The 12,691-nt window shown below is 71.8% G+C and carries 11 protein-coding genes; 8 read left to right on the top strand and 3 right to left on the bottom strand.

All coding sequences use genetic code 11. The annotated features are described in order from the left end of the window. Window positions 1-62: 62 nt before the first annotated feature. The 3 genes from P0Y48_08830 (at window position 63) to P0Y48_08820 (ending at window position 3,258) form a co-directional block, all read left to right on the top strand. Window positions 63-980 carry a 1,4-dihydroxy-2-naphthoyl-CoA synthase gene (locus tag P0Y48_08830; GenBank protein WEK12578.1) on the top strand — a complete coding sequence of 306 codons (918 nt, stop codon included), beginning with the start codon at window positions 63-65 and terminating at the stop codon, window positions 978-980. Window positions 981-1,043: 63 nt separating this feature from the next. Continuing rightward, window positions 1,044-2,243, top strand: coding sequence for an AMP-binding protein (locus P0Y48_08825; protein WEK12577.1), 1,200 nt, complete (start codon window positions 1,044-1,046; stop codon window positions 2,241-2,243). A gap of 25 nt (window positions 2,244-2,268) precedes the next feature. Continuing rightward, window positions 2,269-3,258, top strand: coding sequence for a 1,4-dihydroxy-2-naphthoate polyprenyltransferase (locus P0Y48_08820; GenBank protein WEK12576.1), 990 nt, complete (start codon window positions 2,269-2,271; stop codon window positions 3,256-3,258). A gap of 91 nt (window positions 3,259-3,349) precedes the next feature. Here P0Y48_08820 and P0Y48_08815 read toward each other — a convergent pair whose 3' ends face one another. Beyond that, a complete protein-coding gene (locus tag P0Y48_08815; protein WEK12575.1) occupies window positions 3,350-3,625 on the bottom strand; it encodes a DUF4229 domain-containing protein in 276 nt (91 codons plus the stop codon). 131 nt (window positions 3,626-3,756) lie between these two features. On the opposite strand from P0Y48_08815, the gene P0Y48_08810 reads away from it, so the two are divergent. The 3 genes from P0Y48_08810 to P0Y48_08800 all read left to right on the top strand — a co-directional run bounded on the left by P0Y48_08810 (window position 3,757) and on the right by P0Y48_08800 (window position 7,093). Beyond that, window positions 3,757-4,215, top strand: coding sequence for a PLDc N-terminal domain-containing protein (locus P0Y48_08810; GenBank protein WEK12574.1), 459 nt, complete (start codon window positions 3,757-3,759; stop codon window positions 4,213-4,215). Window position 4,216: 1 nt separating this feature from the next. After that, complete coding sequence (gene menD, locus P0Y48_08805; GenBank protein ID WEK12573.1) at window positions 4,217-6,016, top strand: 2-succinyl-5-enolpyruvyl-6-hydroxy-3-cyclohexene-1-carboxylic-acid synthase; 1,800 nt, start codon at window positions 4,217-4,219, stop codon at window positions 6,014-6,016. A 213-nt stretch (window positions 6,017-6,229) separates the two neighbouring features. Further along, window positions 6,230-7,093: a polyphosphate kinase 2 family protein gene (locus P0Y48_08800; GenBank protein ID WEK15042.1), complete on the top strand. Its 864-nt coding sequence runs from the start codon at window positions 6,230-6,232 to the stop codon at window positions 7,091-7,093. A 160-nt stretch (window positions 7,094-7,253) separates the two neighbouring features. Here P0Y48_08800 and P0Y48_08795 read toward each other — a convergent pair whose 3' ends face one another. Then, entirely contained in the window at window positions 7,254-8,603 is a 1,350-nt protein-coding gene (locus P0Y48_08795; protein ID WEK12572.1) for a chorismate-binding protein, read from the bottom strand. Between the two features lie 196 nt (window positions 8,604-8,799). Continuing rightward, window positions 8,800-10,272 carry a DUF222 domain-containing protein gene (locus tag P0Y48_08790; protein WEK12571.1) on the bottom strand — a complete coding sequence of 491 codons (1,473 nt, stop codon included), beginning with the start codon at window positions 10,270-10,272 and terminating at the stop codon, window positions 8,800-8,802. Between the two features lie 498 nt (window positions 10,273-10,770). Between P0Y48_08790 and P0Y48_08785 the strand changes: the two genes are divergently transcribed. After that, window positions 10,771-11,493, top strand: coding sequence for a demethylmenaquinone methyltransferase (locus tag P0Y48_08785; protein WEK12570.1), 723 nt, complete (start codon window positions 10,771-10,773; stop codon window positions 11,491-11,493). Window positions 11,494-11,598: 105 nt separating this feature from the next. Then, window positions 11,599-12,660: a polyprenyl synthetase family protein gene (locus P0Y48_08780; GenBank protein WEK12569.1), complete on the top strand. Its 1,062-nt coding sequence runs from the start codon at window positions 11,599-11,601 to the stop codon at window positions 12,658-12,660. Window positions 12,661-12,691: the final 31 nt, after the last annotated feature.

Raw genomic sequence — 12,691 nt, 5'->3', positions numbered from 1 at the left:
TCCAGGCTAGGGGGTGGTGCGGGGGCGGTGTCGCCGCATGACGCTCCGCGTAGGCTGGGCGCATGGTCGAGTCCGAGCCTTCGCGGGTGTCCGAGCTGTTCGATCCGGCGCAGTGGTCGGCCGCGCCGGGGAGCGAGGCGTACACCGACATCACGGCGCACGTGTCGACCGACGGACGGATCGCCCGTATCGCGTTCGACCGGCCGGAGGTGCGCAACGCGTTCCGTCCGCACACCGTCGACGAGTTGTATCGCGCGCTCGACATCGCCCGGCAGGACCCGCGGATCGGTGTGGTGCTGCTCACGGGCAACGGCCCCAGCCCGAAGGACGGCGGATGGGCGTTCTGCTCCGGGGGCGACCAGCGCATCCGCGGTCGCGACGGCTACAAGTACAGCGAGACGGATGCCGTGACCGATCCGGCCCGGGCGGGGCGGCTGCACATCCTCGAGGTGCAGCGCCTCATCCGATTCATGCCGAAGGTCGTCATCGCGGTGATCCCGGGATGGGCGGCCGGCGGCGGTCATTCGCTGCACGTCGTGTGCGACCTGTCGGTGGCGTCGGCCGAGCACGGCCGCTTCAAGCAGACCGACGCCGATGTCGGGTCGTTCGACGCGGGCTACGGGTCGGCGTACATGGCGCGGCAGGTGGGGCAGAAGGTGGCCCGCGAGGTGTTCTTCCTCGCCGAGGAGTATTCGGCGCAGCGCGCGTACGAGATGGGCGCCGTGAACCGGGTCGTGCCGCACGCCGACCTCGAGCGGGAGGCGATCGCGATGGCGCGGACGATCCTGACCAAGTCGCCCACCGCCATTCGCATGCTCAAGTTCGCGTTCAACGCCGTCGACGACGGGCTCGTGGGACAGCAGGTGTTCGCCGGTGAGGCCACGCGCCTCGCGTACGGGACCGACGAGGCCGTCGAGGGGCGCGACGCGTTCCTCGAGAAGCGCGACCCCGACTGGTCGGCGTTCCCGTACCACTTCTAGTGAGCGCGGCACTCCTGATGAACGCGGCACTACCGATTTGTCTTCTCACCTGAGGGGGATGCCGTGAGGCTCGAGTCCGTCGACGGTACCGACGCGCGCGCCGTGCTGCGCGGGCTGCGGGGAGCCGTGCTCGGTGCGGGTCCGGCGATCGCGCTCGGCGACCGGCCCGGCGGCGCGGGCGTCTCCCCGCCGCCGCCGGGTGACCCCGACCGCGAGGTTCCCCCCGGGACGGCGGTCGTCGTGACGACGTCGGGCTCGACGGGCCATCCCAAGTCGGTCGTGCTGAGCCGGTCGGCTCTCACGTCGTCGGCCCTCGCGACGGCCGAGCGGATCGGTTCCGGCGCGTGGCTGCTCGCACTACCGCCCGGCTACATCGCGGGGGTGCAGGTGCTTGTGCGCGCGCTCGTGAGCGGGCGTGAGCCGGCGATCCTCTCCGGGGCGTTCACGCCGCAGGCGTTCGCGGCGGCTGCGGGGGCGATGGCGTCGAGCGAGGGCGGGGTCGCGGTGCCCGCGTACACCTCGCTCGTGCCGGCGCAGCTGCAGACGCTGCTGGACGCGGAGGATGCCGGCACCCGCACGGGCCTCGGACGCTTCGCCGCCGTGCTCGTCGGGGGTCAGGCGCTCGCTCCCGCGCTCGCCGAGCGCGCCGCCGCGGCGGGGGTGCGGGTCGTGCGCACGTACGGATCGAGCGAGACGAGCGGCGGCTGCGTGTACGACGGGGTGCCGCTGCGCGATGTCGCGGTGCGGATCGTCGACGGCGAGATCCACCTGTCCGGTCCGATGCTGGCCGACGGTTACGAGGGCGATCCGGAGCTCACGGCCCGGGCGTTCCCGCGCGACGGCGACGGTCGTCGCTGGTACGCGACAGGGGATGCCGGCTGGTTCGACGACGGCGTGCTCCGCGTCACGGGCCGGCGGGACAACGTCATCGTCTCCGGCGGCATCAACGTGTCGCTCGATCGTGTGGAGCGCGTCGTGCGCGGGATGCCGGGACTCGACGCGGCAGTGGTCGTCGCGGTGCCCGATGAGCGGTGGGGCGAGGCATCCGTCGTCGTCCTTCCCGATCGTGCGCTCGCCGGGCGTGGCTCGGCCACCGTTCTCGCGGAGGTGCGCGCGACCGTCGGCGACGCGGTCGGAGCGCCCGCGCGCCCCCGCGGCATCCTGTCGTTGCGGGAGCTCCCGCTCCTGCCCAGCGGCAAGCCCGACCGCCGCGCGCTCGCCGAGGCCGCACGTCGGGCCGCACCCTCCGAGGCAGCACCCTAAGAGCCGCACCCTAAGATGAGGGTTCGTGGCAGCCAGCACCCGTAAGAACACCCGCAAGAAGAAGTCCGGCAGCAAGAGCGCGGCCCGTCCCGGCGGCAACCCGCAGAAGGTCCGCGTCTCGGGCGACCCCCGCCAGGTCGCTCGGGCCACCGCCGGCGACTGGATCGCGGCGGCGCGGCTGCGCACCCTGCCGCTGGCGATCGCGCCTGTCGTGATCGGAACGGGCGCCGCGCGCATCATCGACAATCGCTTCCACTGGCTTCTCGCCCTCGCGTGCCTGCTGGTCGCGCTGGCGCTGCAGATCGGCGTGAACTTCGCCAACGACTACAGCGACGGCATCCGCGGCACCGACGATCACCGGGTGGGTCCCGCGCGACTCACGGCCTCCCGCAAGGCGTCGCCGCGGGCGGTGCTCACGGTCGCGCTCGTCTTCTTCGGGATCGCCGCAGCGGCGGGGATCGCGATCGTCGTGCGCACGGGGCACTGGTGGATGCTGGCGGTCGGTGCCGTCTGCATCGTCGGCGCCTGGTTCTACACGGGCGGCAAGCGGCCGTACGGCTACTACGGCCTCGGCGAGGTCGCCGTCTTCGTCTTCTTCGGACTCGTCGCGACGCTCGGCACGACGTTCGTGCAGGTCGGCGCGCTCCCCGACGAGGCATGGTTCGGAGCCGTCGCCGCGGGCTTCCTGGCGTGTGCGGTGCTGCTGGCCAACAACCTCCGGGATCTCGATCAGGACCGTCTCGCCGGCAAGCGCACGCTCACGGTGCTCATCGGCAAGCGTGCGACGCAGGTGCTCTTCACGCTGCTGATCCTCGCGCCGTTCGTGATCGCCGCCGTGCTCGCGGTGTTCTATCCGATCGCCTGGCTGTCGCTGCTGGGGCTGCTCCCCGCTCTCGCCGCGGTCCTCATCGTATGGACCTACCGCGACCCGCGGGAGCTCGTGGTGGCGCTGAGCGTGACCTCGCTCACAGCGCTGGCCTACGCCGGCTTCCTGTTCTGGGCGTTCGTCGGCTGAGGGCGCTGATCACTTCGCGCGGCTGATCGCTCCGGGCGGTGATCACTCCGGGCGGTGATCACTCCGGCGGCTGGTCACCCCGCGCGGCTGATCACTCCGGGCGGTCGGTGACGGCATCCTCGACGTCCTCGTCGGTCGCTTCGCGCGCCGCGCGCCGCGTCGACTGGCGCGCGGCGAGGTCGGCGGTGAGGTCGTCGAGCGGTCGGCGCAGGAAAAGCATCGACAGGCTGAGGCCGATGAGCGCCGCGAACAGGGCGGAGAGCCAGTACTGCTGGCGCATGATCGGGATGAGCATCATGAGCCCGAACGGGACGAAGAAGGCCGCCAGCCGCAGAGCCGAATAGACGAGGGCCGAGCGTGCACGCATGCGCCCAGTTTACGCGTGACCGGCGCACGCCCTTCCGGGAGCCGAGGCCGACCGGTGCGACCCGTCGCAGGCGCCGGTGACGTCCAGGGTCTTCGGAGGCCGGTGGCCGCGCCGGAGCCTAGGATGGAAGGGTGGCGCGCGTGTACCTCATCCTGGCGCTGTTGGCCATCACTTTCTGGGTCTACAGCATCGTCGATTGCGCGTTGCAGCCGCCCACCCGCCACCGTGGGGTCAGCAAGCCCATGTGGTTGCTGATCGTCGTGCTGCTGCCGGTGGTCGGCGGCATCCTGTGGTTCGCGATCGGGCGTTCGCGCCGCCGGAGCGCCGTGATGTTCCGCGCGCCCGACGACGATCCCGACTTCCTCGGTCGCATCGGCACGGTGAGCGACCAGGACGAGCGCATCCGCCGCCTGGAGGAAGAGCTCGCCGCGCTCGACTCGGAGGCGGACGACCCCCGCGACGGGCTGCGCGATCACCCGACCGACGACCTGCGTGCCGGTGACGGCGACGGCTCGGAGACTCCCGGTGCGAACCCGCCCGCCGACGGCGATGTCGACGGCACGCCCGGGCCCCGCGGCAGCCGCAGCTGACATGACCGCAGCGAGTGACGACGGGCGCTCCCCGGCGACGGACGCCGCCGCCGCTCTGCTCGGACGCCTCGTGGAGCGCGGCGTCGCGCACGTGGTCCTGAGCCCCGGTTCGCGGTCGCAGGCGCTCGCGCTCGTCGCGGCCGAGTTGGAGGCTCGCGGGCTGGTGCGTCTGCATGTGCGCATCGACGAGCGCGCGGCGGGCTTCACGGCGCTCGGAATCGGCCGGGAGACGGGGATGCCGGCCGCCGTCGTCTGCACGTCGGGTACGGCCACGGCCAATCTGCTGCCCGCCGCGCTCGAGGCGCACCATGCCGGGGTGCCACTGCTGCTGCTGACCGCCGATCGCCCCCCGGAGCTGCGCGGCGTGGGAGCGAATCAGACGACGCGCCAGCCCGGCATGTACAGTGCCGCGACCCGGTGGGAAGCCGACCTCCCCGTGCCGGAGGAGGTCGATCCCGACGGCACAGGTGAGCAGTCGACCATGCTGCGCGGTGTCGCCGACGAGGCCGTCGACGCGGCGCTCGGTGCGGGTACACGTCAGGCCGGTCCCGTGCATGTGAATCTCCCGTTCCGTGAGCCGCTGGCGGGTGCGCTTCCGCCGTGGCTGGGAACACCTCCGCTCGCGCCCCGCGTCGAGCCGCAAGACCTCGGTGAGCCGGTGGCCGCAGAGACCGACCCGTCGGGTGCGCTGTACCAGGGCGGCGGCGGGATCGGCGAGTCGGACCTTCCCACCGATCCCGACGACGACCCGTTCGTGCTCGTCCGCGGGCCGCGCACGCTCGTCATCGCGGGTGCGGATGCCGGGCCCGCCGCGGAGGACCTCGCCTACCGCGGCGGATGGCCGCTCGTGGCGGAGATCGTCAGCGGCGCGCGATTCGGCAGGCAGCTCGTGCACGGCTATCGGGAGCTGCTGCGCGAACCCGACCTCGGGGGCCGCGTGCAACGCGCGGTCGTCTTCGGGCATCCGACGCTCAGCCGCGAGGTGGTGGCGATCCTGTCGCGCGACGATGTCGAGGTGATCGCCGTTCGAGGTCCGGGCGAGCCGCTCAACCTCAACGGCGACACGGCGGCGGTCGACGGCGTCGTCGTCGCGGTCGGCGACGCGGACCGGGAGTGGCTCGGGGCGTGGATGCGCGCGTCGCGCGCGGTGGCCGTCGATCTGAGCCCGCCCGCACCCGATGCGGAGGGCCTGGCATCCGCAGAGCCGAAGCAGCGGTTGGGGGCGATCGCTGCGGAGCTGGATGCGATCCGGGCGCCTCTCGATCGCGCCGCGCTCGTCGATGCCGTGTGGCGCGCGTCGTGGCCGCACGACCGCCTGCTGTGGGCGGCGTCGCGTCTGGTGCGTGTGGCCGACCAGGTGCTGCCGGGCAAGAAGGTGCCGGTGCACGCGAACCGCGGCTTGGCGGGGATCGACGGTACCGTGGCGACCGGCATCGGGATCGCTCTCGCGAGCCAGCAGGACGGACGCCCCGGGGTCACCCGCATCGTCATCGGAGATCTGGCGTTCCTGTATGACGCGGGAGCGCTCCTGCTGCCGGCGGGTGAGATCGCGCCGCGCGTGCAGGTGATCGTCGGCAATGACGGAGGCGGCACCATCTTCGACGGGCTCGAAGTCGCGGGGGTCGCGGGCGAGGCGGCGATGGACCGCGTGCTCTACACGCCGCAGACCGTGCGGCTGGCGGCGCTCGCGGATGCCTACGGCGCGCAGTACGTGAAGGTCGACACCCGCACGGCCCTCGATCAGGCGCTCACGGGTGCCGTCACCGGCATCCAGGTCATCGAGGTCGCCCTGACTCGCTGACGCGGCCGTGACGAGGGTGGCTGTGCACGGGCTGTGACGAGGGTAGCGCTGCACGGGCTGGCTCTGCTGGACGGGCTGGCTCTGCTGGACGGGCTGGCTCTGCTGGACGGGCTGGCTCTGCACGCGATGGCGCTGCACGGGATGGCTCATGACGGAGCGACTCTGGATGGGCTGGCTCGTGACGCGGTGGCACTCCTCCGCCATGATGAGGTCATGACCGCCACCAGCCAGCACCACTGGAGCGCCGACCCATCCACGCTGCTGCGGGTGGGTGAGGGCTTCCGCCTCTCCGACGTCGACCCCGAGGCGACGCCCGGCTATGACGGCGACAAGAAGCACGCGCAAGCCGACCTCGAGACGGGGGCGGAGCAGTTCGACGAGCTGCAGGAGCGGCTGTTCGCGCAGAGTCGCGAGGACAACGATGCTCCCGCGGTGCTGCTCGTTCTGCAGGCGATGGATTCAGCGGGCAAGGGCGGCATCGTCCGCCACGTCATCGGGGCGACCGACCCTCAGGGCGTGCATCTGAAGGCGTTCAAGAAGCCGACGGAGGAAGAGCTCGCCCACGACTTCCTGTGGCGGATCGAGCGGGAGGTGCCCAAGGCCGGGTACATCGGCGTCTTCGACCGCTCGCACTACGAGGACGTGCTGATCGGGCGGGTGCGGCAGCTCGCCCCGCCGGAGGAGATCGAACGGCGATACGACGCGATCGTCGATTTCGAGAAGCGGCTGACGGATGCCGGGGTGCGCATCGTCAAGGTGATGCTGCACATCTCGCCCGACGAGCAGAAGGCGAGGCTGATGGAGCGTCTCGACCGGGCCGACAAGCACTGGAAGTACAACCCGGGCGACGTCGACGAGCGCCAGTTGTGGCCCGCGTACATGGAGGCCTATCAGACCGTGTTCGAGCGGACCTCGACCGCGAACGCGCCGTGGCACGTCGTGCCGGCCAACGCCAAGTGGTACGCCCGCGTCGCGGTGCAGGCTCTGCTGCTCGACGCGCTGGAGGAGATCGATCCGCAGTGGCCCGCGGCGAGTTTCGACGTCGCGGCGGAGAAGGCGCGGCTCGCAGCGACGTAACGCGGCGCGGTGCGGTGCGGTGCGTGCGTGGCGCGGCGCGCGGCGCGGTAGGGCGGCGAGCGGCGTGTTGCGGCAGCGTTTGCTGCGGCAGCGCGCTGCGGCAGCGGTGCGACGCGATCCGCGGCAACGATCCGTGGCGTGGGCGACGTGGCCTGCTGTGTCAGGCGAGGGCGTCGATGATGGGCCGGAACTTGACCCGAGTTTCGAGCATCTCTGCTTCGGGATCGCTTCCGGCGACGATGCCCGCGCCGGCATAGGCGGTGAAGGGGAGCGTGCCGGCGGGCGAGGAGGACGGATCGGTCGCGGCCGGTGCGGCGGGCGAGGCGTTCGGATCCGGTGAGGCCGACTGATGGCGTGAGGCGGACGGATCGGGGAGGTGGAACTGCGCGCAGCGCAGCGCGATGGCCCACTCTCCGTCGCCGTGCGCGTCGATCCAGCCGACGGGCCCGGCGTAGCGTCCGCGGTCGAACGGTTCGAGCCGGTCGATGACGTCGATCGCGGCGGCGGTGGGGGTGCCGGCGACTGCGGCGGTGGGGTGCAGGACGGCGACGAGGTCGAGGGCCGAGGCGTTGCCGGCGAGGGTGCCTTCGACGTCGGTCGCGAGGTGCCACACGTTGGGGAGCTTCAGCATGAACGGCTGCTCTTCGGAGACGAGCGCCGTCGTGTGCGGACGCAGCGCCGTGAGCACGCTCTGCACCGCGAACTGATGCTCGTCGAGGTCTTTCGTGCTGGTGGCGAGGGCGACCGATGCGGTCGTGTCGGCATCGGCATCCGCCCCTCGCGCGGCCGTGCCGGCGAGCACGCGCGCCGTGACCGTGCCGCCGGAGACGGTGACGAGGGTCTCCGGGCTGGCGCCGATGAGGCCGTCCATCGCGTATGTCCACGTGTCGGGGTAGGCGGATGCCAGTGCGCGCACGAGGCGGCGTAGGTCGGCGTCGGCGGGCACCGAGCCGGCGAGGTCGCGCGCGAGGACCACCTTGGCGACATCGCCCGCGGCGATCGCGGCGAGACCCTTGCGGACGGCGCCCTGATACCCCTCGGGTGTCAGCGCGCCGGGGCCGAGTGTGGCGGACCAGTGCGGTCCGTAGCCGACGGGACGCGGCGAGGCGGCGGGAGTGTGGTCGTCCGGACCGATGCGGGTGATCCAGGAGCGGCCGCCGCGGCGTCCGAGCACGATCGACGGGACGGTGAGGATCGCCTCGGCCTCTGACCGTCGGTCGAACGGGAACGCGCCGAAGGCGACGAGGCCTGTTCCCGGGATTCCGATCGGATCGTCGATGGTGGCGGATGCCACGATGCCCTGCCACCAGGCGCTGGGGTCGGAGTCTTCGGCCCGCACGCGGTACTGCGCGGCAGCGCCGCCCGTGCCGACGAGGATGTCACCGCGCCGGCTCCACACGATGGGGTCGGCGGCGTCGGCGTATTCGAGCGTGTCGTCGATCGCATCGGTCGCATCGATCTCGCGGGTGACCGCCCGCAGCCGGGGGCTCCTGTCGGGCACGGAACTCACACCGCCAGCCTAATCCGGCTGGCCGCCCCCTGGATCGCGTCGGGGCGGGCGGTTCGCGCCAGCGTGGACGGCTCGCATCGGCGTGGGTGGCTCGCGTCGGCGTGGGTGGCGGGCGTCGGCGCGGGTCGTCCGCGTCGGACGTCAACGAGTTCGCACGGGATGAGGCGGTCTGCTTTGGGGAAGGTGCATCGGCGGGTCAGAACGGCGGCGGCTCGGCGGGCGGACCCGTGTCGGCCGTCTCTGTCGCTTTCGCTTTCGCCGTCGCCTGTGCCGTGGTGAACGTGAGGGTGCGTGCGGGGTGGTCGGGGTAGGTGCGTCCGGTGGGGCTGGTCCAGTGGAGGATGCCGTCGGGTGTCTGCCTGACTCTCCAGGCGGAGTGGTGTTTCAACGTGTGGTGGCGGCGGCAGAGGTGGGCGAGGTTGGTGAGTTCGGTGGGCCCGTCGTGTTCGCGGGCGGTGGTGTGGTCGATGTCGGACCGGCCGGTGGGCATGCGACAGCCAGGGAACCGGCAGTGTTCGTCCCTGACGCGGAGGGTGCGTTTGAGGTGGTCGTTGGGCCGGTACCGGTCGGTGGCGAGGACGGTGCCGGTGGCGGGGTGGGTGAGGACCCGGTCCCAGCCGGTCGCGGTTCCGGCGAGGCGGAGGGCGGTGGCCGTGTCGATGGGTCCTTTCCCGATGAGTTCGGCGGGCGCGTCGTCTGCTCCGACCGCGGTGAGCACCGGGACGGTGACCTGCACGCGGGCGATGATCGCCTCCCCGGCCGGGATCGCGTCGTTCGTGATGTCCGGTGACGCGTGTCCGGTGAGGAGGAGGTCGGCGAACACGTCAGCACGGACCTCGCTGACCCGACGCGTGTCGGCCGGGCGCGTGTTGGTGCGAGTGCCGATGGCGTCTATGGCGTCGGTGGCGGCGGTCGTCTCGGGGTGGGGGAGGAGCGCAGCTTCGAAGGCCGCGTCAGGCGCGGCGCCCGCGTTCGCGCTGCCGGCGATACCACTCGTGTTCGCTCCACCGCCCGTGACCGCGCCTCGCGCATCGATGACGCGTCTCGCGTATTGGTCGAGACGGTCGCGGATGCCGTGGGCGATCGCCGCCGGGAGGATCGCGATCAACTCCGCCATCCCGTCGTCGAGGTCGCGCACCCACACCTCCCGCTTGGTCGCGGCAGCCGCGTGGCGTTCCTGCAAGGGAATCGGGTGCAACCGTGCGGCGAGGATTCGTGCGGCGGGCTTCAGCCGTCCTGGTGTCTCTCGCCGGGCGACCTCTAGCGCCGCGTCCTCGAATACGGCCCGCGGGGCATCGTCCTCGATCGCGACCCCGGCGTCGACCACCACGCGCACGTGCCCGCGGGACACGTCTCCGGCAGCCCACGCCGCATAGGTCGCCGGGAACCGCTCGACGAGCACCACGGCATCCGACATGTGCTTCTGGACTGTTCGGTCCGAGATCCGCGCAGCGGCCCCGATCTGCGCGGCAAGAGACCGGATCGGGATATCCGCCGCAGATGCGGGCCCACCGGCATCCTGTGCCATCGCGTCGGCGATCTCGACTGCCTCGGCCAGCAGCGCGACCTCGCGTGCCTGGGCGGCGGCGGCGTCGCGCCGGGCGTCGGCGAGCGCGTGCAGCAGCGTTTCGATGCGCTGTTGCCATGCGGTCGGCGTGGTCCCTGTCATGCTCCGATTCTTCTCGGGGGCACCGACATCGTGGTCGACAAAACCCAGATCACGGCTGCTTCCTGTGGACAACTTCCGACACGCCGGGGGTGTGGAGGAGGGGGCGGCGTTTCGTCTCGCTGCGCTCGCTCAACGACCGAGGAGAAGGGTGTGGCGTTTCGTCTCGCTGCGCTCGCTCAACGACCGGGGTGTGGAGGAGGGTGCGGCGTTTCGTCTCGCTGCGCTCGCTCAACGACCGAGGGGGTGGAGGAGGGGGCGGCGTTTCGTCTCGCTGCGCTCGCTCAACGACCGAGGAGAAGGGTGTGGCGTTTCGTCTCGCTGCGCTCGCTCAACGACCGAGGGGGTGGCGCGGGTCCGGTCGTTGAGCGAGGAGCGCAGCGACGAGACGAAACGTCGATCCGGAACCGGGGCGGCGTTTCGTCTCGCTGCGCTCGCTCAACGACCGGGGCGCCGTTGCCGTGCACGCTCCTCGCGGGCACCCGCGCGTAGGATCGAACGGTGAGCGAACAGCCGAACCGCGCCGATCTCGGCAAAGATCCCGCCCGCGTGAGCGGCATGTTCGACGACGTGGCGCCCGCGTACGATCGCACCAACACGGTGCTCAGCCTGGGCAACGACCGGTTGTGGCGGGTGGCGACGACGCGGGCGATCGCGCCGAAGCCCGGCCAGCGCATCCTCGACCTCGCCGCCGGCACCGGTGCGAGCTCGGTGCCGCTCGCGCGCAGCGGCGCCGACGTCGTGGCCGCCGACTTCTCGCCCGGCATGCTCGCTGAGGGCCGTCGCCGGCATGGCGGCAACCCGCGGCTGTCGTTCGTGCAGGCGGATGCCATGGCGTTGCCCTTCGCCGACGGCGAGTTCGATACCGTGACGATCTCGTTCGGGCTGCGCAACGTCAACGAACCGAGGGTCGCCCTCGCCGAGATGCTGCGGGTCACCGCGCCCGGCGGACGCCTCGTCATCTGCGAGTTCTCCCACCCGCAGTCCAAGGCCTTCGCCGCGCTGTACGGCTTCTACAACGACCGCGTGCTGCCCACGGTGGCTCGCGCCGTCAGCTCGAACGCGGAAGCGTACGACTACCTCAACGAGTCGATCCAGGACTGGCCGGACCAGCGCACGCTCGCCACCTGGATCCGCGACGCGGGATGGACGGATGTCGCCTACCGCGACCTCTCGTTCGGGATCGCCGCCCTCCACCGCGCCACGAAGCCCCGCGTCGCGTAGCTCTGCCCACAGCGCCGCGTCGCCCAGCTCCACGCCACCAAACCCCGCAGGTACTTCACGGGCTCGGGCTGAACCGGTCCCTCACCGTCCCGGTAGGCTGGAAGGGTGACTCCGAGCCCCACTGCGCCCGGCTCGCAGCTGGCGAGCCACCTCGGCATGACCGAGCGGATCTTCGCCGGACCCAAGATGCGGCGACTGGCTACCGTGGTCGAAGACGGCCTGGCGCGGGTCGAGCAGAACCTCGCCGATGAACTCCACGTGGGCGACGCGCTGGCCGACGTCACGAGCCGTTACCTCTATGAGGCGGGCGGCAAGCGGCTGCGTCCGATGTTGTCGCTCCTGACCTCGCAGCTCGGCAGTGGCGTGACCGACGACGTCATCGCCGGTGCCACCGCGCTCGAGATGACGCATCTCGGATCGCTGTACCACGACGACGTGATGGACGGTGCGGACGTGCGTCGCGGCGTGCCCAGCGCGCACGCGGTGTGGGGCAACAACGTCGCGATCCTCACGGGTGACCTTCTCTTCTCGCGAGCCAGCCAGCTCATGGCCCAGATCGGCGAGCGCGCCATCCGCCTCCAGGCCGACACGTTCGAGCGCCTGGTGCTCGGCCAGATGCACGAGACCGTCGGCGCGCAGGCCGGCGATGACCCCGTGGACTTCTACCTCCAGGTGCTCGCCGACAAGACCGGTTCGCTCATCGCCGCCGCCGGCCAGGTCGGCATCCTCTTCTCCGATGCGCCGGCCGAGTACGAGAAGCCGGTGCTGGAGTTCGGCGAGCGGGTCGGAATCGCCTTCCAGCTTCTCGACGACGTCATCGACCTCTCCGCGGATGCCGACGAGACCGGCAAGGTGCCCGGCACCGATCTGCGCGCCGGCGTCCCGACCATGCCGTACCTCCTGCTCGGGCGCGCGGCCGACCCGGCCTCGAAGACGCTGAAGTCGGCCATCGACGACGGCGTCGCACGTATCGCCGACGGGGCCGACCCCGCGCTGCTCGACGACGATCTGGCTCGCCTGCGGGAGCATCCCGCCACCGAGGCGACGCGCCGACTGGCGAACGAGTGGTCGCGCAACGCCGTCGCGGCGATCGACCCGCTGCCCGTCGGACCGGTGCGCGAGGCGCTCACCCGGTTCGCGCACGTCGTCGTCGACCGCTCCAGCTGACGCCGCGGCGGGCCGAACGGGTGCCGCCGCG

The organism is Candidatus Microbacterium phytovorans (assembly GCA_029202445.1).
In the GTDB taxonomy this organism is placed as follows: domain Bacteria; phylum Actinomycetota; class Actinomycetes; order Actinomycetales; family Microbacteriaceae; genus Microbacterium; species Microbacterium phytovorans.
This window is presented reverse-complemented; position numbering and strand designations above follow the sequence as displayed.